This window comes from Vibrio sp. CDRSL-10 TSBA (assembly GCA_039696685.1).
Lineage (GTDB): Bacteria > Pseudomonadota > Gammaproteobacteria > Enterobacterales > Vibrionaceae > Vibrio.
In genome coordinates this window covers 1,941,697-1,962,599 of the sequence record CP155566.1, presented here as the reverse complement: position 1 = coordinate 1,962,599, position 20,903 = coordinate 1,941,697, and the positions used below count along the sequence as shown (strand labels likewise).

Here is a 20,903-nt window from a genome sequence, read left to right as displayed (position 1 = left end):
AGGCGAATGAATAAAGTCGTAAATAATGTTGCTGAAGCCATTGCATCCATTAAAGATGGTGACTCCATTTTTATTGGTGGTTTTGGCGAGGCCGGGAGCCCTATCGAAACTCATCCACGCTCTGGTGGATCATGGTGCGAAAGAGCTGACGATTATCTCCAACAATGCCGGGAATGGCTATATCGGACTTGCCGCATTGATTCATGCCGGACAGGTCAAAAAGATGGTGTGCTCTTTCCCGAGATCATCCAATTCGATTGCTTTTACCGAAAGGTATCTTGCTGGTGAGATTGAGCTGGACATTGTTCCTCAAGGCACTTTAGCGGAACGAATTCGCTGTGGTGGTGCGGGGATCCCAGGCTTTTATACCCCAACAGGGGTGGGGACGCCACTGGCAGAAGGTAAAGAAGAGAAATACTTTGACGGCATTCCCTACTTACTTGAACGCTCACTCACGGCAGATGTCGCGCTAATTAAAGCAGAGCGTGCCGACAGTTTGGGCAACCTGACCTACAACAAAACGGCACGCAATTTTAACCCCATGATGTGCACGGCGGCGAAAAAGACCATCGTACAGGCACGTCAAATCGTCGAGCCGGGCGGCATTGACCCTGAAGCTGTGGTTACTCCCCAATTATTCGTCAATACACTGGTTGAAGTGACACAGCCATTGCAAGAAAGTGAACTCATTCGTCAAGGGAGACGTTACCCATGGTAGAGCAATTATCCGTACAGCAACTGTCTTCGTTAGGGCTCACCCGCAACCAGATGGCCTGGCGCGCAGCCCAGGATATTGAAGATGGGTCTTATGTCAACTTGGGCATCGGCATCCCGGAAAAGGTCGCCGAATTTGTTGAGAAAGGCAAAACAGTCTGTTACCACACTGAGAACGGCATACTCGGATTTGGTCCGACGCCGGAAGAAGAAGCGTGTGACCCCGAGCTGATCAATGCTGGTAAACGTCCGGTATCGATGATACCTGGGTGCTCGTTTTTTAATCAGGCAGACAGTTTTGCCATGATGCGTGGCGGGCATATTAACCGTTGCTTCTTAGGTGCAATGCAGGTTTCAGCCCGTGGTGACCTCGCTAACTGGATCACCAATGACCCGAACGCCATTCCTGCCGTTGGCGGCGCGATGGACCTAGTGGCGGGTGTCAAAAACATCGGAGTACTGACCGAGCATGTGACCCGTGACGGGCAACCAAAATTAGTCGCGCAATGCAGCTATCCGCTGACAGGAATTGGGGTGATCACCCGCATCTATACCAATCTGGCGGTCATTGATACCAGCGTGAACGGATTTATTGTACGCGAAATTGTGGAAGGACTCAGTGTTGAGCAGCTTCAGCAGTTTACCGGTGCTCCTTTGCTGTTACCTGAAGAAGGGGTGAAGACCCTTTTTACCCCTGAGCTATAGGATGAAATATGGACATTACAATCTTTGATGGAATTCGTACGCCATTTGGTAAACAAGGCGGTGTATTAGCGTATACCCGCCCGGACGATCTGCTGGCCCAATGCATTAAGCATCTCATAGACAAATCACCGGCTGTAAAGGATCACATTGAAGATGTGATTATCGGCGATACCAATCAGGCGGGAGAAGACTCTCGCAATATCGCGCGGAATGCGGCGCTGCTGGCTGACTTAAACATCACCACCGGTGGCATGACCGTGAATCGTTTATGTGGCTCGGGGGTTGCTGCGGTGTTGGATGCGTATCGCATGGCCAGTAACAATGAAGGGGACTTCTTTATTGCCGGTGGTGTTGAAAGTATGAGCCGGGCACCATTGGTGATGGCGAAGGCTGAGTCACCGTTTTCCAGTGTGCCTAAATTTGAAGATTCAGCGATTGGCTGGCGATTTGCCAATAAAGCGCTGCTCGACAAAATTGGCAACGACTCTTTGGTGCAGACTGCTGAAAACATTGCGACCGACTGTGCGATATCCAAACAAGCAGCGGACCAGTTTGCTTACCGCTCGCAGTTTAACTATCAACAAGCTTTGGAACGTGGCTTCTTTAACGGTGAAATTTTGGCGACTCAGGTTAAAACCAACCAGCGAAAATGCCCGTATTCCGTGGCGGATCAGGATGAGCATCCGCGTCTCAACACCCAGTTGGACAAGCTGAGTGCGCTGCAACCCCTGACTCCGGGCGGAACCGTCACGGCAGGCAATGCTTCAGGGATCAATGATGGTGCGGCGGCTCTGCTATTGGGTGACCGGGCAAAAGGCGAAGCGTTGGGGCTGAAAGCGCGGGCGAAAGTCATTGGTGCGGCTATCGCCGGTGTCGAGCCGAGAGTTATGGGGCTGGGCGCGGCACCGGCCGCACAAAAAGCCTTGCAACGGGCTGGCCTGTCGATCGACGATATGGACATCATCGAACTGAATGAAGCGTTTGCTGTACAGGTTTTGGGGTGTTTACAAAAGCTTAACCTCGCGTTTGACGACGAGCGAGTGAACCCGAATGGCGGTGCCATTGCGGTTGGCCATCCGCTGGGTGCATCGGGAGCGCGTCTTCTCCTCACCGCGATGCGCCAATTGGAGCAGACCGGCAAACGCTATGCGTTGGTCTCAATGTGTATCGGTATTGGTCAGGGCATCGCATGTGTGCTGGAAACGCTGCGACTGATATTGCCCTGTGATTGGATAAAAGCTGCCATAACGGTGCAGTTTTATCCCTACTAAAATCTAACGGCCCCATATTTTCTCGTCATTCACTCAGGATACGCGCTTTTCTTACCAGAAACTGAAAGGGGCAGTAACGGCTTGTCGGGTTTGGCGTATTGCAGGCGGAACTGTCGTTGCGTGGTGTGGTAACTATCCAGGCCGCTGATGGTTACCCAATCGATTGATTCAATATCAAGATAGCCGTCCGGCATGATGATCTCTTGGGGCAGGTGAATTTGCTCAACCTGACCGATCACCATCTCGGTGTTGTTGGCCTTGATGGTGTGGTGCTCAACCAGCTTCAAGGCGATCTTGACCTGGCTCTCTTGCACAAAAGGTGCGGCAAAGCCGTCCTCAAATTGCGGGGTTAATCCAACAGCCTGAAATTCACTTTGTTGCTTTGGATAGCGTGCTGAGGTTTGGTGGGCAAGGGGAGCGAAGTCTGCTTGCACCGAATTCAAACTAAACACCCCAGTCTGCAAAATATTTTCCAGCGTGTGGCGTTCGACAGATTTCGGACTGCTGATAAAACTGATCAACGGCGGGTTAGAACCGATATGCGTCACTGAGCTGACAATCGCCAGGTTAGTGTTTCCGTCAACATCAACCGTACCCACCAGATTGGCACTTTTAAAGCCGCTTAGACTGCTGATTAATCTTGCGCGATAACGACTTTCCATCTCGGCGATTTGCTGACTGTTCAATGTCTTGTTCTGCATGTTTGGTTCCGTTTTAAGTCAAGGTGATAGGCAAATGTGGCGCTGCCCGGTCGAAATCAAGCCTTGTTAGCCGTAGGCTGGCTTCGTGACCGTGATACGTAACTGGTTGAAAATAAGATCAATCATAGGTTAATTGATGGGTTGGTATCACCTAGCAGTACGGATTCAGTAGCCGGTAAGCTCCATATACCCCGTGCCGGAATGAGTGCCTTCAATGGTTACCGGCCCCTCCCAGTAAGGGACAGACAGTGGCATTTGGGCGTTTGGATTGAGCGCGCTAATGGTGAGTTGTATTTGGTGACGTGGAATCGACAACTGCCACTGTGTCGGGTAACGCGTTGCGTCAATTTCGGTCTGCTTAATGGCCTCTAAGCGAATATCTTTTTGTTCGACCGCGGTTCCTGCGCCGTTTTTATTCATCAGCCGGGCATGTGCATAACTGGCCTGGCCGGTTTTCGCATCGCGCATCTGGAACACCACTAAGCTGATGTCATCACTTAACCTGAGTGCGAACCAGTCCCACCCTTGCTGTGAGTCGTGTAAATATTGCGAGCTCCACTCCCGGTCTATCCATCCTTTGCCTGAGACACGCAATGTCTTGCCGTCGATGGTGACTTCTCCTTGCACATCAATAAAGGGCTGACTGTAATAGTAGGAAGCGACCTGACCATCAGCACTTTTGGTGCTGTAGCCTTGCTCGCCTTGTTTTTGATAAGGGGCTTCGCTGGTGAGGGTGAGCGAGTAACCAAATTGCTTCGAGCGGGTGATTAAGGTGGCAGGAAATAGGTCATCGCTCGCTGATGTCCATTGCCAATCATCGAGATAGACCCGAAAGGGTGAGTCATCGACCCCGGCAAGCTGAGCCTTGTCCCGCGACCACTTTTCATCGGCGTAGTGTTGTTCTTGCGTCGTGACCGCGCTGTGCGCCATATAGATTTGCCGGCTTTGCCAGCCCGTTTCGCGGCTATCGGAGGCATGGTTTTGGGGTGCAGAAGCAAAACGGAATTGAGTCCACTGCAAACCAAGCGGATTACCCTGCTCATCGGTGAGGTTGGCGGTTAAATACCACCATTCATGGCGAAAGTCGCGATGCGCGCGGTGATCGGCAGGGAAGGAGAGAGGCACGCCTTGCACCACCTGTGTGAACGGCTGCTGCGCCGTTTGTGGTTCATTGCCACCGAGCAACAGATCGACGCGGTTAGGTTGCGGCTCTTCACAGCCGATAAGGGAAAAACAGCCCAGTGCGAGGATAAGATTGCTCACTATCGGATTTCTCATAACACCTCACTTTGCAGGCTGGACATCACGGGTTTGCTGACTAAGCGCCACAGCGGAATCAGGGTTGCGGTTACCGCTACAACGATGGTGATGAGCGCGATACTCAGCGCGTCACTCCAGCTCCACTGGTAAGTTAAACTCCAGCCAAAGGCGCGCAAGGTCACCACATCTGTCAGTATATAGCCGACCAGTGCCCCCAACGGCAGAGCGATAACCAGCGTAAAGCAGACGAGGACGGTGATTTGCCCAACTACCAGTGCCATCAGCTTGCGACGATGCACGCCGAGCGCATACAACCTTGCGATGGCGGCTTTACGCGCATCGAGTAGCATAAAGCAGGCGCTGAACAGCCCAATCACGGCCACCAGTAAGGTCACGCTGTTCAGCGCACGTGTGATGGCAAAAGTTTGCGTGAAAATATCCAGAGCGGTGGATTTGATTGTCGCTTGATCGTAGAGCTGGCCAGTACTCAGATTGAGTTGCTGTTGCAACTGCTGATACATCGCTTGTGGGTCGCCGGAGACTTTGATGCCGAGGCTGGTGGGTAAGTCTGTAAAGCCACTCTCGCGCCATAATCCGGGCGCGATCAATATTTCACCTTTGGGGGCGCCGTAGTCGAAAAAGATCGCGCCGACGTGCAGTGTCTTATTGGGCAGCGCGTTAAGTTTAAGCGGGCTGCCAAGGGCTAAATTAAGTTTTACCGCGGTGGGTTCACTGATCGCGGCCAACTTTCCTTGGTAGAAGCGCGGCCAAAAATCGCTAACATGAGATTTAAACACCATGGTTTGTTGTAAAGTGTCTCTGTCTTTGGTGCCAAGCGAGATCGGCAAACCTTGCAGGTTGTCGTCCACATAATACTGTTTATAGACTTGCTCAATGTTGCTGAAGCGTTCAAGCGCGTGCTCGACGCTGGCCATATTCGCCTGTGAAGGGCTGACATAAATATCGGCATGCAGCCGTTGGTTAAGCCATTGCTTTAAAGTGGATTCGAAGCTGCCGACCAAGGTATTCATGCCGATATTGGCGGTGACCGCCAGCAGCAGTGCCATCATGGCGAGTGAGAGTGGCGCGATCAGTTCAAGCAGTTCGGCAAACAGATAGTGTATCAGGCCCGATCTCGTGCGCCGTTTACTCCAGCGTGCGAGCGCGCCGAGCGTATGCGGCAGGTAAAAGGGGATGGAGAGCACCAACACGCCAAGCCAGGCCATGGTGAAACGATGATGGTCACTTACCCATAACCCGGCCAGAGCGAACAGCGTGAGCAGAGCACCAATGATAAACAGCTGACGTTCATTCGCCCTTTGCGGCGCCTGATACAATCCGCTGTGGGAAGCGAGCGGCTGCTGAACCCGCTGTTTAAAGTGCTGCCAGCACGCCAGCAGCGTTGCGGCCCAAGTCAGCAGCAGCGCCTGAGCCCACCATTGCCAGCGCCAGATCCCGGGCAGCAGGGTGGCCCCGTAAAGCTGCTCAAGCGTTAAGGCGACCGTGGGGTGCAGCCAGTGGCTCAGTTGCATACCTAATATAAACCCCAGTGACGCACCGGCTGTCACCAGCGCAGTCAGTTCCACTAACAAAGCGGACAACACCAACCGCGCTGTAATGCCGGATTGCTGGATTTGTACTAACAGCCGGTTGCGTTTAAGCAAGCTGTACTTCACACCGTTGTAGGCGATGAACAGACCGACTAAAAATGCCAGCAAACTCATTGCTGTGAGATTGAGGTGGAAACTTTCGGTCAGCGCGCTAAGGTCAGTACTTTGAGTATTGGTAATCCATTGTCCTTGTTCGCCGACCAGATTGTGCCAGTTGGAACGCGCCTTATTGCCTGACTCAAAGACAGCGATATAGCTCAGTTGCCCCGGTTTATTCAGTAACCGCTGGGCGAAACTGATATCCATCAACATGCGGCTGCCCAGTTGCCATTCATCGGGCACCACCACAACCTTGGTTTGGATGCTATCCAGAGTCATCAGCGGGGCTGAGCCCAGCGTTTTGTGTTGGGACTGACTCATCATCACTATCGGCTCACCCGCTAAGAGTTCAGTCAGAGGCAGGGTACTATCAAACAGCGAGATCGGTGGCCCGTGCTCAGAATCAGCAGAGTAACGAGAAACCCGAAGAGAGCGCGGCAATCAGATCGCTGCCCTGTACAGACCAACGACGGCCTTGCGCATCCCTGACTTTGCCCTCAATCACTGGCAGTGAAGCGCTCAACCCTTGTTGCCGTAGTGAAAAGTAGAGCGATTCGGATAAATAGCGCTGACCTGCGGGCGGAATAATCAGAGTTTGAGCTTGTGCACTCAGCTGTTCGGTCGATTGTGCATAGCTGCGTTTAGCATTGAGGTTGATGGCCTGCACCGCGACAAACAAGGTGACCGCCAGCACGATACCAATCAGAATCGCCGCCGCTTGCAAGGGCGCCTGCCGGTAATGCGCCGCAAATAACCTCAGGGTGAGTTGAATATGCGCAAGCTTAGTCGGTTTCATGCGGCTGGCCGTTATTCTGGTGCATAGAGCTTTGCTGTGCAGAAGTCAGCTGTCCATTGTTTAAGCGCCCATTGTTCAGGCATAAGTGAGTCTGCATAAATCCGGCACATTCCGGGTTGTGAGTGACCAAAAGTACCGCGGTGTTGCCCTGTGTGGTGAGCTCGCTGATCAGCCTCATCACTTCTGAACCGGCTTTTTGATCCAGGTTGCCGGTTGGTTCGTCAGCCAGTAACAGTTTGGGTTGGTGGGCTAAAGCCCGGGCTATCGCCACGCGTTGCTGCTGACCGCCGGAAAGGGCAGAGACATGCCGTTCAAGCAGGGGACGGATACCCAGTGTGTCCACCAGATAGTCACACCACGCATCCCATTTGCGCTGGTTTAACTGCAGCGGAAAGGCGATATTTTGCTGAACGTTGAGAGGCGTTAACAGATTAAATTGCTGGAAGATGACGCCAAGCTTTTGATAACGAAAGCGGCCCCATTGAGCATCTTTCCAGGTGGCGGTGTTCTCTCCGTCTAACCACAGCTCGCCCTTAGTCAGCTGCTCAAAGCCCGCAATCACATTGAGCAGGGTACTTTTCCCACTGCCACTGGCCCCGGTTAACGCGACACTTGCCGCGCGCGTCAGGGAGAAATCGACCTGTTCCAGAACGCGATGTGTCTCTTTACCATCGACAAAGCTTTTACTGGCTTGTGTAAGTGTGACAACTGGGTGTTCCATTGCCTCTCCCTGAATTGTCATGGGCGCTGTGTGTTTTGGTGGTTGTGTATCTGTAAGATTTTAGACAACAAACGGAGGTCCTGTTTTGTTGTCAGTTGTTGGCGTAAGAAATATTAGCCTCTGGCAGGTCGAGTATCAGTGAGGTGCCCTTCAATGACGGAGGATTACAGCAACACTTGAGAGCACGGCTTTAAACCGTTTTGTCCTGTTGTTGGTTAGAGCAAAACCTCACTAGCAATCCTCACTTGCAATCAATGCCAGTGAAGTTTCAATATGGGTTTATAACTCTGGTAACGCTTCAGTAAGCGTTACCAGAGGTAAGCGCGGTGATAGCGATGAGTCTAACGGACATCACTGTTTATCACTTCCTGCCGCAGTCCGACATTCGAGAGTCGAATAGGTACGAAGCCAGGTAGATCTTCTACTCGTTTAAGCCAAGCTTTGATAGCAGGGTAGTCAGTTAAATCTATGCCGCCTTCTGGTGCCAATTTGATATAGCTGTACAGGGCTAAGTCCGCAATCGTGGGCTGTGTACCGACCAACCATTGGCGGCCGTTTTGGTAGTTCTGGAGTTGAACAAGTAGCTTATAAGCTTCTGCAGTTAACGGTTCACTGTCTATGCTGCGATTAAATAAGTTTGCTGCGCGTAGTTTGGCTATTGAGCCCGCCAGCCGATGAGCTGCCAGAGAAAGAAACTGCTCGATACTTGCACGTACCAGAGGCACCTCCGGTAACCATTGCTTTTCCTTATCGTAAACGGTAGCGAGATAAACCAATATTGCGTTCGAATCTGAAATGATGGTTTCACCATCGACTAAAACTGGGATTTGACCAAACGGATTAAGTGCCAAAAACTCCGGCCGTTGATGTTCCCCAGCCGGCAGATCGACGGTAATGAGCTCAAAATCCAATTCGAGGATACTTAACAGCATGTGCACGCGGTGTGCGTGCCCTGAGATAGGGTGCCAGTATAGTTTTAGCATTGTTTTCTCCTAACTATTTGTCTGTTCGTTATTTAAGAACAACTTGCGAAGAAGAAAAACCCCGCTAACATGGAATGATAATTTCCAGTATGTTGATAATTTATGGACACTATCGATGGTATGAGAACAGTTGTGGCAGTAATAGAAACGGGTTCATTTACCGCAGCTTCAGAACGGTTAGGAATATCTAAATCGCTGACGTCCAAGTACGTTAACCGCGTCGAAGAGCAACTTGGCGTCAAACTTTTTCACCGTACTACTCGTAAGCTTTCAGTGAATCAGGCAGGCCAAGATTACTACCTTCAAGCACAACAGGTTCTGGATAAGTTTGACCAGCTATATCATCAGCTCCACTCAAATAATCAAGAGGCTTCGGGTCATATACGCGTTACGGCTTCCCAAAGTTTTGCGGAAGAAATGTTAAGTCCAATTATCCCTGAGTTTTACGTTCGCTATCCGAATATTCAGATTGATATCATCGTTACCAACCAAAAACTGGATTTAGTGGAACAAGGCATAGACATCGCCTTTCGTGCCTGTGAACTTGAAGATTCCAACTTAAGATACCGTAAGGTAATGTCACTCCAAAGTTCAGTGTATGCCGCGCCTGATTTAGCGAAACAGTACCGTCATGAGCCGGAATTAAAACAACTGCCTTGCCTTATCGATAGCAATCTTCACTCCACCGCTCGCTGGCCGGTGGTGGCTGATACTTTGCATCCGAAAAATGCTGGTAATAGTCTAGCCGTGCTCGCTGTTTTCAAAAGCAATAGCCCAAGGCTTATTCGTCAGCTGACGCTCTCAGGCGTCGGGGCGAGCTATCAACCCGATATTCTCGCTGCACCTTATGTCAAAAAGGGGCTTTTGCAAAAACTTGATATCGGTTTTATGCCGCTCAAATATCCGTTGAATGCTCTCTACCGTGGCGGCTCTTATCAACCTGAACGGGTGAAAGTCTTTTTAGATTTTGTGATTGATAAGCTTGGTGCACAGGATTGAACGCAGTAGGTACCGATGGAGTGCTGAATTTTGTCCTGTTCAGCGTTGCTTTGAAAAACGGTTGAACGCTTGAATATCAAATAGTAACTATCGAGGAAATAATGGAATATCGCGAAGCAACACTTGAAGACGTTGTACAATTGTCCAAGCTTTTTCATGCCTATCGACAACTTTCTGTCAGTCTAGATAACCATGCTAACGAAGATGAATCGTCAAAGTGGATTTCATCAAGAATATCAGACGGGAAAGGTGTTTTTTTAATCGCATTAAATGATGAGAAACTATTGGGCTTTGTTACTTTATATCAGGGTTTTAGCTCAATTTCGTTAAACCATTACTGGGTGCTGAATGACCTGTATGTTACAAGCGAAGCAAGAGGTTTAGGATTGGGCCGTGGTCTAATGGAGTTCGCTGAAATTTATGCAGTAAAGACTGATTCAAAAGGTATAGAGTTAGAAACTTCGCTTGATAATAAAGTGGCCCAGTCGCTCTACGAAGATTTGGGGTATTTAGAGAACACTCGTTATAAAACGTACTTTAAAAAGACTGCTTAATTTCAGGCTTTAACTCATCGGGTCGCTGAGGGAGCGACACGCTTTCCAAAAATAGGTTTTGGAATATCTTCTTATGCCTTACCCCAAGTTATATTGCTCAGTTTAAACCACACTTTCCGAGCATTCATATCGTGCTTAACGACATTCCAAATTAGGTGACAGTCAGTTCAATCCTCGTTGGCTCATTTCGCTTTACCTCAGTGAGCTATTTACTATGGAATTTGTGTGGCCCCATTGACAGAAAAACCGTCATGACGACGGCTTTTCTGTAATTATCGGGTGCTTAAGCACAGCATTTTTTGTACTTTTTGCCAATTCCGCAAATACATGGTTCATTACGGTTTGGTGTTTTGTCGTAGGTAATTGTTTTCGGCTTGTTTAACAGCGTATCAAGCTCGACGGTGTTCTCTGCTTGGTTTGCGTCGACGACAATATGAGCCACGATTGAGTGCTCAGAAAGTAGTGCTTCAATTTCTGCTTTACGGGCCTCGGTTGGGACGACAAGATTGAGCGGAGCTTCTTCAGTGCCTGCTTTTACGTCACGTTTCACGTTGTAGCCTGAAATGACGTGATTTTGCCGAGCATCGATTCGACCTTTGAAAAATAGTTTGGACATTTGCAACTCACTGATGATGGATGGGGTGTAATTTGGCCGCGATTATACGGGCTTATTGCAATTGATAAAGAAGTTCCTGCGATGCGCATTGGCGCCGGCATAATAAACGCCAAAGTCATTTCCGACCCAGAGCATGTTGCAGCGTCAACGAGAAACGCCAACGAGCAGGTAACAATTCAGGACAGCCAAATGCATTCAGGTTGAACTGAACCGACAAAATCTTCGTAAAACCATCACATTACGAATATTTCCTTTTTTACTACGGAGCCAAAATGAACCGCATCAATCCCGCCAAATTGCTGAATAGCAAATGGACTGCCGTCAAACCTGTCAATCGCGAGAAACATTTTCTGATCTCAGAAATGGAGTTTGATGAAGAGGGCGCAGTGACGTTATGCAAGATAGAAGCGGTTATGTCGAAGAATGAATACCCGATCGACTGGCAGGAAACTGAAGAACCAGGCCAAATGGTTACAGGGCTGGAAGTAGCAAGTGTTTAACGAAGATTGTGATCACCGAATATGGGTTGCTGCGCATTACCGCGCAGGAACCATAAACCATTAAACGTTATTCCTGCTCTGCAGCTCGCAAGGTGTGGTAACCGGAGTAAATACGCGTCGCGGTGGTAAACCAGCAGGCAGCGCCAAACAGGTAGGCGATGAGCGCAAAGTGAGCCGGAAACAGGCAGAACAGCACTAATGTGGCGATGGTTTCCGTGCCTTCAGTCAGGCCACTCATGTAGTACAACGATTTATGCTGGTAGACCGGATTCTGAATGCCGCGTTTACCGGCCATGACCGCAAAAGCGAGAAAGCTGCAACCGGTACCGATAAAAGAAAAGATCAAAAAAGCGCCGGCGATGGCGTTGTGTTCCGGATTGGCGACGACGAAGCCAAACGGGATCAGTGAGTAGAACAGGAAATCGAGACTGATATCGAGAAAGCCACCTGCGTCGGTCAGCCCCTGCATTCTGGCCAGAGCGCCATCGAGTCCGTCACACACACGGTTGAGTATAATCAGCAGCAAAGCAAGCAGATATTGTTCCAGTACCAGAGCCGGAAATGCCAGGCAGCCAAGCAGAAAGCCGAACAAGGTGACCTGATTGGCGGTAATGCTGATTTTATCCAGCAGGCTGGCGGACTGGTTTAGTGGCCAGCGGATCAAAGGGATTAGGTGGCGGTCAAGCATGAGAATTCTCCGTAGGCCATTGGATAATGCGGCCGTCCTGCGGCGCATCTTCCTCGTCGTGTGTCACCATCAGGGTCGGGATGGCTGCCTGTTGTAAGCGGGTAAACACCCAGTCGCGAAACTGACCGCGCAGGGCTTTATCGAGTTTATTAAACGGTTCATCCAGCAAAGCGATGGCAGGCTTGGCGAGCAGCATGCGGGTCAGGCTGACGCGTGCGCGTTGCCCTCCGGAAATCTGCTCCGGAAAGGCATCAGCAATGGCGCTGAGCTGAATATCTTCCAGGGCCTGCAGCGCCTGTTGCCTGCGCTGTTTGCCTTTGATGGCATCGGGTAAAGCAAATGCCAGATTCTGCCAGATATTGAGATGGGGAAACAGTAAATCGTCCTGAAACAGCATACCGACCTGTCGCTGGTGGGCCGGCAGAGCATTGAGCATCACCTTATTCAGCTGCAGTCTGCCCTGATAGCGGAAATCGTCACTCAGATGGCCGGCAATCACACTCAGCAACGTCGACTTGCCACAGCCGCTTGGCCCCATTAAAGAGACCACTTCACCGGGTTGAATGGTCAGGCTGAAGTCGCGCAGCAGAGGAGAACCGTCCGGACCATTGAGCGTGAGTTTTTGAATTGAGAAGGTCATGGTTTTTCACTTGTGGTTGCAATCTGCGGCGCAGAAAAAGTGCGTCGTCGGCGCGTCTGCATGCGGCTTAAAAGTACCGCCAGAGTAAAGAATATAAAAGGCAGCAGTGCCTGCCAAAGCGCATAAATTGCCATCACCCGACGGTCAAAGCCGCTCGACAGGGCGACCGCTTCGGTGGTAATGGTGGCGATACGGCCGCCTCCCAGCATCAACGTCGGCAGATATTGCGCCAGGCTGACGCTGATCCCGACCGCCCAGGCATACAAAATCGCCGGCAGTAACAAAGGTGCTTTGATCCGCCAGAACAGCTGCCACGGACTTTTACCGAGACTCAGCCCGACGCGGGTATAGCCGGCATTGTAGCTGCGCCAGGGCCCATCCAGCGCCAGATAAACCAGCGGCATGGCAAACAGCCAGTGCGACCAGACCACCCACAAGTAATAGCGCTCTGCGGCAACCCATAAGGTGGTGACCTGAATCCCCAGTAGCAGGGAAATTTGCGGCACCAGCATCGGCAGCACCATCAGCCACAGCGGTAATGTCCGTTTGTGACCGATGCGGTACTCGTGCGCCACTATGGCCGCGAGCAGAGCCAGGCTGCCGCTGAGCAGAGCAATCCAGATGCTCTGCCACAGGGTCGGCAGCATCGTCGGCCATTCACTGAGCCAGAAACGCAGACTGAACTGACTTGGCCACAGATCCGGAAAGCGCCAGCGCTGGGCAACACTCCACACCAGCATCACAGGCACCAGTGCGATGGCGATACCAGCAACCAGCCACAGACACAAACGCCCCGGCAGAGCGAATCCGCTGCGCCCTGACCATTGCCAGCGGCGGTATGCCTGCAGCACGATTTTTTCAATCATGACGACCGCAAACAACATCATACCGGCAGTCATAAGCAGCACGACAGCGCCCGCTGCCGCGCGCGGCAATTGCTTAAGGTCAGGATCGTTAAACCATTGCCAGACCAAGACGGCAAAAGTCGGCGGTGTGTTGGGGCCAAGGATCAGGCTGACATCGACCACAGAAACCGAATAGGCGATCACGGCAAACAGAGCAAAGCGCATGGCTCTCAGCCACTGCGGGAACAGCACCTTACTCCAGGTCTGGTGCGGCGCATACCCGAGTGCGGCACCGACTTTGAGCTGGTTACGAACATTCAGTTGCTGCAGGACGGGTATACTCATCATCAAAAGGAAAGGGGTTTCTTTTAAGGCCAGCGCGACGCTAAGCCCAAGCGCATAACTGTCCTGAACCAGCCAGACACCGATGGGGTGAGCGCCTTCATCGGCCAGTAGGGATGTAATTATGCGTGCCAGCATGCCGCTCGGCGCAAACAGGAAAGCGAAACCGATCGCAAAAGCAACGTGGGGAAAAGCCAGTAAACCTGCCAGCAGATTTTCAACCCTATGCCAGAACCGGCTGTGCCACAAGGTTTGCACAATCGCAAAACAGAGCAGCAGCGCCAGATAGCTGCTGAGCAGCGCAGAGCTAACGGAGAGCAGCAGTGAGTAGCCAATGCCGTGCCATTGCCACACTGCGCTAAAGGCCGCGAGCGAGAAGTGGTCTGCCCCGAGTACCGGTATGTAGCTGAAAGCAGACAGCAACATACCCGCTGCCCCCGGAACCAGAGGCAGCAGACACAGGGTCAGCAACAGATAATAAGCAGCTCGCATTACGACGCTAACACTAACGGCTTACTGACGGCTGCCGTAGCGTTTCTTGCCACTCTGCTTCCAGCGCGGTCTGCCAGCTAGGATGAGGCTCAGCAATGGCTTTGAACAACTGTGTTTTGGCGGCGCTGCCGCTTAATGCCGACGCTTGCAGCACCGACGGGTCGCCCCAGGTATTGATATCACCTTTGAGCGACTGAGCCTGCGGGCTGAGCAAGAAGTTGATTGCCACCAGAGCACCGGGTTTGGCTTTGGCATTCCATGGAATGGCGAGGAAATGAATGTTGGTTAACGCACCGGCTTCCATCGCGTAGCTGCGGGTGGTCGGCGCCAGTTTACCGGACACCTGAGCTGAGTAAACGGCGTTCGGGTTGAAAGTGATCGCAAGGTCAATCTGTCCGTCGTCCAATAGCTGCATCATTTGTGCCGAGCCATTGGGAAACTGTTTGCCCGCACGCCACGCCAGAGGATGTAACTGATCCAGATAGTGCCACAGCGGTGCGGTTACGGTCTGAAAAGTCTGCTCATCAACGGGTTGGCTTAGCGCCTGATCGTTATCGGTCAGTTCAATCAAGGCTGCTTTGAGAAAGCTGGTCCCGTGAAACTCAGGCGGACGCGGGTAGGTAATACGGTTGGGAAATGCTTTGGCATAACTAAGCAATTCTTTAAAAGACTGCGGTGGGTTATTCAGGGTTTTGACATCGTGAATAAACACCAGTTGGCCGACACCCCAGGGTGCCTCTAAGCCGTTGGTCGGCTCTGAAAAGTCGGTCTCTACCGGCAGTGCCTGATTGACGTACTGCCAGTTTGGCAGGGTATCAGCAAGCGGCCCATATAGAAGACCATTGCTTTTCATTGACTTAAAGTTCTCACCATTGATCCAGACCATATCCACGCTGCCGTCCTGATTCTTGCCGGCGGCTTTTTCTGCCAGCAGGCGGGTCGCGGTTTCAGCAATGTCGCTCACTTTGACCTGTTTCAGCTCAACTCCGTATTGTGCCTGTAATTGTTCCCCGGCCCAGCGGATATAATTGTTGATCTCCTGGCTGCCTCCCCAGGCATGGAAATAGACAGTTTGACCACGAGCTTGTTCGGTAATCTCCTGCCAGGATTGGCTCCAGCCGGGGAGTGAGACCAGACAAGCGCAGACGAAGGTAAGCAGTTTTTTCATGGAAGTCCTTTGCTATGCGAAAGTGACGCGAGCCCAAAATGACCTCGTGTCATCGTTATCAACCGGGCCGGTGCCATCGGGTACACAGAGACAGACCGGGTGGTTGGATAGTTTCATTCATTATGAATGAAAAATAGCAAAAGATCTGATTAGTAAGGAAATAGTTCGCGTCACTGCTCACGATATCAGGACCGTCAACAGGACATAAGGGAATGATTGGGCGATGACACGATATCCAAATATGGTGAAGTTGCTGTCAACACTGCTGCAGTTTCAAGTAGCAAGGGTATAAGAAAGGGAATAAACAAGGATATAAAAAGGCAGCCAACGGCTGCCAAATAAAACAGGAAGATTACTGCTTCCAGTCTTGCAGGGTAAAGGTCAGAGTGTGGACGTCATTTTTCAGCGTCATTGTCTCTTTGGTCAGTGTGATGTCGTTCCACTCTTGCAGAGACTGGGAAACCGCCTGTTCGGTATCCATGATATCGCCGATACACATCTTCATCGTCATACCCATTTTTTCAATGCGCAGACGGTTGTCTTTCAGCTCAGCTTTACCGAAAAAGTTGTTACAGCCCGCGTTGCCGCTGGCCATCATTTTTTCGCCGATTTCCAGGCGCGGTACTTGATGACGGTCACCTTGTTTGACCGCCTGGCCATCAATTTGGGTCAGTTGCCAGTTATGATGTTGCAAATCCTGTTGGCTAATTTGCGCATCATCACCATTGCTTGCACACGCTGCGAGCAGGACGGGCAGTGTGATTGCTGCAAGTAATGATTTTGAACTAAGCTTCATAATATTCACTCCAAATGTGGAAAACGCGGACAGTATAGACAATAAAACACTGTTTTTGTCAGTAAAAGGTTATAGTTTAATATGCAATACGATCAAAAAATAGAACGAATATCTCTATTTTACAGAGTGTTACACGCAGATTAGAGGGTATTGTCGTCGCTTATGGAGCAGCTAGAATTTTTCCAGGTTTCCCAGCCCGTGTGTCGGGGTATGCAGTCTTGATGATAAAGGCTACTGCCGAGGCTGTATGCGCAAACGTGAAGAGCGTTTTCGCTGGCTGGAGATGACTGCCGCAGAACAACTGCATGTGATTAAGCTGTGCCAGCAGCGCTATCGCAGACAAATGGCGGCCGGAAAACCGGGCGCGCAAAATAATGATGAACCAGACAGCCCGCAGCAAGAGCTGTTTTGATCTGCGTTGATCGCTAAGCAGACAGTATACCGCCCTTTATCTTGCCTTGGTGCCCAGACATTGAGGTCGATAAAGCCGCGAAGTCGACAAAGCAGTGAGTTTGATTACGAGTTCAGGAAGACTCTGGATGCGGATTAGCGATAGGGTCACGATGGTTTGAAGCGCCTGCTTTTTTCTGTTCGTTACCGCTATTGGCTAAAGCTTAAGGCTGCTAAGTAAGAGGTTCGCTAGGACGCTATTATTTTTATCCCCTTCCTACTTGAAGCTGCAGCGGTGTTGGCTGCATTCGTTCACCCCAATCACATAGTGTCTCTATGCTCATGGGGATTCACTCATTTGCCGCCTACCTGCAACTCCAAGTTGTTTGGGTATAGATACTTAATTTATTGTTATTCCACACTTAGGCTAATGTTGACACTAGCCTAAGTGACATTCTGTTCGTTGCTGTCGGGCTTTTATTATTTATTGAGTTGCCAGCGATCACTGACCCAGCCACCGGCATGCTCATCAAAGTGTGCGCCGCTGAAACTTCGAGTGGATTCTTTTTGGGATTTGCTGTCGGATTTTTTAGAAAGTAACGTTCGTATGTAGTTCGCCATCGGATCGAGAGTAGAGGATTGCTTTCGTAAGGCGACTTCTTTAATGAGCTGAAGACGGTAGCTTGGGTTGGCACGTTTCATTTTAGGGACCTCCGTTGTGATGACGACTAATGTAAAAAGTTAGAACCTGGTTACTTTTTAGTCAACCGCAAGGGTGCCCTATATTTTCTAATGCATTTACTCCATCAATTATACGCTCAGGCGCGGTATAGAAAGGCTTTATATATTAGTAAAGCCTGAATGTTGAATCACAAACATACAAAATGTATTGCCGAGTTTACTGATTAATTTGTCATTTTAACTCAATGAACTTAATCGAGAGATTTCTTAAAGCGTAAAGAAGCCATCACAAGGCCGAGCAGAGTGAAAGCGGCCAGCCATAAACTGTCCCGCCACAGATCAACCAAATCTGCGCCGCGCAGCACAATGCCTCGAATCAGACGCATAAAATGGGTCGCGGGCAGGGCTTCGGAAATCCACTGCGCCGCAACGGGCATGCCTTCATAAGGAAACATAAATCCGGACAGCAGGATGGAGGGCAGCAGAATAAACACCGTCATCTGCATCGCCTGCAGTTGCGTGGTAGCAATGGTTGAAATCATCAGCCCCAGGGTCAGGCTGGCGGAGATGAACAGCAGGGTGCCGAACAAGATCTGGCTGACTGCGCCATTAATCGGCACGGCAAAAATCACATGACCAAGGCCAAGAATAATGAACACCTGAATCAGGCCGACAAAAATATACGGGATGATTTTGGCGATCATCAGCTCTATCGAATGCACCGGGGTTGTGATCAGCAGCTCCAGATTACCTCGTTCCCGCTCACGTACAATCGCGGCGCTGGTAAACATAATCATGGTCATGGTCAGTATTACGCCAAGCAAGCCGGGGACGATATTGACTGCGGCCCGTTTGCTGGGGTTATAAAACAGGGTAATGGCAAATGTGGCAGAGGGTGCAGCGTGGCGGTGAAACGCTATCTCTTCAGTCGGCATCGTCTGCAAACCGGAGATCGCACTGGCAATCATGGTGTCAGATCCGTCTATCAGCCACTGGCCAAGTTCACGTCCATCTTCAATACGGCGGTTCAGATCGGGCGGAATGATCAGCGCGGCTCGTACTTCGCCGCTGGCAATCGCCTGCTGAGCCTGCCGGGCGGTAGTGTAGACATGTTTAATCTCGACCACCTGGCTGACACGAACCGATTCTGTCAGCCATCGTCCGGTGACGGACTGGCTGTTATCGACCACTGCCACCGGGATACTGCGTACATCGGTATTGATGGCAAACCCGAACAGTAACAGCTGGATCAGAGGGATCATGATTACCATGCCAAAGGTGATGCGGTCACGCGATAGCTGGCGAAACTCTTTAATCATCACTGCTTTAATCCGAAACAGACTGTTCATTGGCGATTCTTCCCGGTTACAGTGACAAACACATCTTCCAGGCTGGGACGCGCCAGCGTGATGTTGGCTTGTGCCAGTTGCGGCAGGGTGCGGCGCAGCCACTGCACCGGATCGTTAATATGACGGTAGATCAGTACCCGCAATCGTACGCCCAGCTGGGCGGCAGAGCGGACCTCTGACAGTTTTAAGACGGTCTCTTTCAACTGGCGTAAATCCGGAGCGGTTACTTCGACCACGTGCACACCCATTTGCTGCATCAGTTTTTCCGGTTCGTCATCAGCACGAATTTCGCCCGCATCCATAATGGCCAGGCGATGGCAGCGCTCCGCTTCGTCCATATAGTGGGTGGTGACCAGTATGGTTGTCCCCTGGGCTGAGAGGTCGAACAGTTGCTCCCAGAATTCACGCCGGTTTTCCGGATCCACCGCCGAGGTCGGTTCATCAAGAAACAGTAATTGCGGATGGTGCATCGTCGCGCTGGCTAACGCCAGACGCTGTTTTTGTCCGCCGCTCATACTGCCGACCCGCTGCTTACGTCGTTGATCCAGGCCGTACGTGGCGAGTTGCTGATTGGTTCGCTGGCGTAATGCCTGGCGGTTCATGCCAAAGATTTGACCGATAAACTGCAGGTTCTCTTCCACGCTCAAGTCGTCATACAGAGAAAATTTTTGTGTCATATAACCGATATCGAGGCGCAGGGCTTCTGACTGACGCGGAATGTCGAGGCCGAGTACATTAACGCTGCCCTTAGTCGGCGTGAGCAGGCAGGTCAGAACCCGAATTGTGGTCGACTTACCACATCCGTTCGGGCCGAGAAAACCGTAGATGCTGCCGGTGGGGACATTGAGGTTGATGTCCTGAATAGCAGTGAAATCGCCAAATGACTTACTGACGCCGCGCGCTTCAATGGCGAGATCGCTCATGGCGCCTCCTGCGGAAAATCAACCTGGGCCGGCACACCGGATGGCAGGTTGTGCGCGTCGGCAGGTAAATCGATCTCGGCCAGATACATCAGCCGGGCACGTTCATTTTCGGTCAGAGCGTAATATGGCGTAAAAGAGGGCTCAGTCGCCACCCAGCGCACCGTGCCCTGATAGCTGCTTTGTGTGCCGTCAACATGGACCGTCACACTGCGGCCGGGAGTAAAGCGTGTGCGTACCCGATCCGGTACGTAAACACGGGCATAGGGCGCTCCCTTTGATTGCAGAAACTGCAACCACAGCGCCGCTTGGTACACGTTCACCAAGATGATAGGGCAGACTGTCAAGGATGCCATCGCGGGTTGCTGTGACGGTGAGCTGAGCCAGTTTTTGTTGCTGTAGCGCGACTTGTGCCTGTGCGGCCGCCAGCTGTGCCCGCGCCTGATCGATATCTTCAATTCGTGCGCCGGCCGTCAGTTTAGTCAATTGCTCAGTAGCGGAGGCTAACTCAGCCAGTGCGGTGTCACGGCTGGCTTTGACCCGGTCGAGCTCGGACTGGCTGAGCAGACTTTTGCTGACCAGCTCGGCCACACGGCGATACGTTTGCTGCGCCTCGGTCAGTTGCGCTCTGGCACTGTCGAGTTGCGCTTTGGCCACTGCGATGTCTTCGATTCTTTCTCCGTGGGTCAGTTTCGCCAGCGCTGCCTGCGCTTGTGCCTGTTGAGCCAGCGACTGGGCCAGCACGGCCTTTTGCTCTGTGGCATCAAGCTCGACCAATACGTCGCCAACACTCACCTGATTGCCTTCTGCTACCGGCAACTGGCGGATAATCTCATTACTGGTGGCGGAAAGAGTGACCCTGTCACGCTCAAGTGTGCCGAGAGCTTGAGATGCGTCCTGCTGACCACATGCCGTCAGCAAAGGAATAATCAGTAACCAAAACCAGGCGCGCAGCATGCATTGTTCCTTTGGATTGATGAAACACATTTAATTGGGTTGCTCAAACATGTTGAAGGATTCGTCGCGAACTTTGCCAACAACTCTATTGTTATCATCAGTGTAC

General features: G+C 51.3%; 17 protein-coding genes and 5 pseudogenes. 7 read left to right on the top strand and 15 right to left on the bottom strand.

Features of this window, described 5'->3' with window-relative positions:
- Nucleotides 1-6 precede the first annotated feature (6 nt).
- From ABDK09_16610 to ABDK09_16600, 3 genes and pseudogenes are all read left to right on the top strand, one after another.
- Nucleotides 7-718: pseudogene (locus ABDK09_16610) on the top strand (3-oxoacid CoA-transferase subunit A).
- Nucleotides 712-1,419: a 3-oxoacid CoA-transferase subunit B gene (locus ABDK09_16605; protein XAW88675.1), complete on the top strand. Its 708-nt coding sequence runs from the start codon at nucleotides 712-714 to the stop codon at nucleotides 1,417-1,419. The pseudogene ABDK09_16610 and the gene ABDK09_16605 overlap by 7 nt, the downstream one beginning before the upstream one ends.
- Before the next feature lie 8 nt (nucleotides 1,420-1,427).
- The gene (locus ABDK09_16600; protein XAW88674.1) at nucleotides 1,428-2,690 is read left to right on the top strand and encodes an acetyl-CoA C-acyltransferase; all 1,263 of its coding nucleotides are present in this window, start codon (nucleotides 1,428-1,430) and stop codon (nucleotides 2,688-2,690) included.
- 29 nt (nucleotides 2,691-2,719) lie between these two features.
- On the opposite strand, the gene ABDK09_16595 is transcribed toward ABDK09_16600, so the two are convergent.
- From ABDK09_16595 to ABDK09_16575, 5 genes and pseudogenes are all read right to left on the bottom strand, one after another.
- Complete coding sequence (locus ABDK09_16595) at nucleotides 2,720-3,391, bottom strand: flavin reductase family protein (protein XAW88673.1); 672 nt, start codon at nucleotides 3,389-3,391, stop codon at nucleotides 2,720-2,722.
- 165 nt (nucleotides 3,392-3,556) lie between these two features.
- Entirely contained in the window at nucleotides 3,557-4,669 is a 1,113-nt protein-coding gene (locus ABDK09_16590) for a lipocalin-like domain-containing protein (GenBank protein ID XAW88672.1), read from the bottom strand.
- Nucleotides 4,666-7,156, bottom strand: a pseudogene (locus ABDK09_16585) (FtsX-like permease family protein). The gene ABDK09_16590 and the pseudogene ABDK09_16585 overlap by 4 nt, the downstream one beginning before the upstream one ends.
- Nucleotides 7,143-7,877 carry an ABC transporter ATP-binding protein gene (locus ABDK09_16580; protein ID XAW88671.1) on the bottom strand — a complete coding sequence of 245 codons (735 nt, stop codon included), beginning with the start codon at nucleotides 7,875-7,877 and terminating at the stop codon, nucleotides 7,143-7,145. The pseudogene ABDK09_16585 and the gene ABDK09_16580 overlap by 14 nt, the downstream one beginning before the upstream one ends.
- Before the next feature lie 341 nt (nucleotides 7,878-8,218).
- Nucleotides 8,219-8,860, bottom strand: a complete 642-nt coding sequence (locus ABDK09_16575) for a glutathione S-transferase (protein XAW88670.1) — start codon at nucleotides 8,858-8,860, stop codon at nucleotides 8,219-8,221.
- 102 nt (nucleotides 8,861-8,962) lie between these two features.
- Here ABDK09_16575 and ABDK09_16570 point away from each other — a divergent pair, with 102 nt between their 5' ends.
- Nucleotides 8,963-9,859, top strand: a complete 897-nt coding sequence (locus ABDK09_16570) for a LysR family transcriptional regulator (GenBank protein ID XAW88669.1) — start codon at nucleotides 8,963-8,965, stop codon at nucleotides 9,857-9,859.
- Between the two features lie 101 nt (nucleotides 9,860-9,960).
- Nucleotides 9,961-10,413 carry a GNAT family N-acetyltransferase gene (locus ABDK09_16565; protein XAW88668.1) on the top strand — a complete coding sequence of 151 codons (453 nt, stop codon included), beginning with the start codon at nucleotides 9,961-9,963 and terminating at the stop codon, nucleotides 10,411-10,413.
- Nucleotides 10,414-10,696: 283 nt separating this feature from the next.
- On the opposite strand, the gene ABDK09_16560 is transcribed toward ABDK09_16565, so the two are convergent.
- Complete coding sequence (locus tag ABDK09_16560; GenBank protein ID XAW88667.1) at nucleotides 10,697-11,029, bottom strand: PBPRA1643 family SWIM/SEC-C metal-binding motif protein; 333 nt, start codon at nucleotides 11,027-11,029, stop codon at nucleotides 10,697-10,699.
- Between the two features lie 272 nt (nucleotides 11,030-11,301).
- Here ABDK09_16560 and ABDK09_16555 point away from each other — a divergent pair.
- A pseudogene (locus ABDK09_16555) lies at nucleotides 11,302-11,518 on the top strand (TIGR02450 family Trp-rich protein).
- A 78-nt stretch (nucleotides 11,519-11,596) separates the two neighbouring features.
- Here ABDK09_16555 and ABDK09_16550 read toward each other — a convergent pair.
- From ABDK09_16550 to ABDK09_16530, 5 genes are all read right to left on the bottom strand, one after another.
- On the bottom strand, nucleotides 11,597-12,217 hold the full coding sequence (locus ABDK09_16550; GenBank protein XAW88666.1) for a CDP-alcohol phosphatidyltransferase family protein: 621 nt from the start codon (nucleotides 12,215-12,217) through the stop codon (nucleotides 11,597-11,599).
- Nucleotides 12,210-12,857: an ATP-binding cassette domain-containing protein gene (locus ABDK09_16545; protein XAW88665.1), complete on the bottom strand. Its 648-nt coding sequence runs from the start codon at nucleotides 12,855-12,857 to the stop codon at nucleotides 12,210-12,212. Before ABDK09_16545 ends, ABDK09_16550 begins: the two co-directional genes overlap by 8 nt.
- Nucleotides 12,854-14,536 carry a thiamine ABC transporter permease gene (locus ABDK09_16540; protein ID XAW88664.1) on the bottom strand — a complete coding sequence of 561 codons (1,683 nt, stop codon included), beginning with the start codon at nucleotides 14,534-14,536 and terminating at the stop codon, nucleotides 12,854-12,856. Before ABDK09_16540 ends, ABDK09_16545 begins: the two co-directional genes overlap by 4 nt.
- 13 nt (nucleotides 14,537-14,549) lie before the next feature.
- Complete coding sequence (locus ABDK09_16535) at nucleotides 14,550-15,704, bottom strand: ABC transporter substrate-binding protein (GenBank protein ID XAW88663.1); 1,155 nt, start codon at nucleotides 15,702-15,704, stop codon at nucleotides 14,550-14,552.
- 352 nt (nucleotides 15,705-16,056) lie between these two features.
- Nucleotides 16,057-16,500, bottom strand: a complete 444-nt coding sequence (locus ABDK09_16530; protein XAW88662.1) for an META domain-containing protein — start codon at nucleotides 16,498-16,500, stop codon at nucleotides 16,057-16,059.
- A 162-nt stretch (nucleotides 16,501-16,662) separates the two neighbouring features.
- Between ABDK09_16530 and ABDK09_16525 the strand changes: the two are divergent.
- Nucleotides 16,663-16,912: pseudogene (locus ABDK09_16525) on the top strand (DUF1289 domain-containing protein).
- A gap of 458 nt (nucleotides 16,913-17,370) precedes the next feature.
- Here the strand turns inward: ABDK09_16525 and ABDK09_16520 are convergent.
- From ABDK09_16520 to ABDK09_16505, 4 genes and pseudogenes are all read right to left on the bottom strand, one after another.
- Nucleotides 17,371-17,592 (bottom strand): hypothetical protein, encoded by a 222-nt coding sequence (locus tag ABDK09_16520; protein XAW88661.1) that lies wholly within the window; start codon nucleotides 17,590-17,592, stop codon nucleotides 17,371-17,373.
- Between the two features lie 230 nt (nucleotides 17,593-17,822).
- A complete protein-coding gene (locus tag ABDK09_16515) occupies nucleotides 17,823-18,920 on the bottom strand; it encodes an ABC transporter permease (GenBank protein XAW88660.1) in 1,098 nt (365 codons plus the stop codon).
- On the bottom strand, nucleotides 18,917-19,843 hold the full coding sequence (locus tag ABDK09_16510; GenBank protein ID XAW88659.1) for an ABC transporter ATP-binding protein: 927 nt from the start codon (nucleotides 19,841-19,843) through the stop codon (nucleotides 18,917-18,919). Before ABDK09_16510 ends, ABDK09_16515 begins: the two co-directional genes overlap by 4 nt.
- A pseudogene (locus tag ABDK09_16505) lies at nucleotides 19,840-20,797 on the bottom strand (HlyD family efflux transporter periplasmic adaptor subunit). The gene ABDK09_16510 and the pseudogene ABDK09_16505 overlap by 4 nt, the downstream one beginning before the upstream one ends.
- Nucleotides 20,798-20,903: the final 106 nt, after the last annotated feature.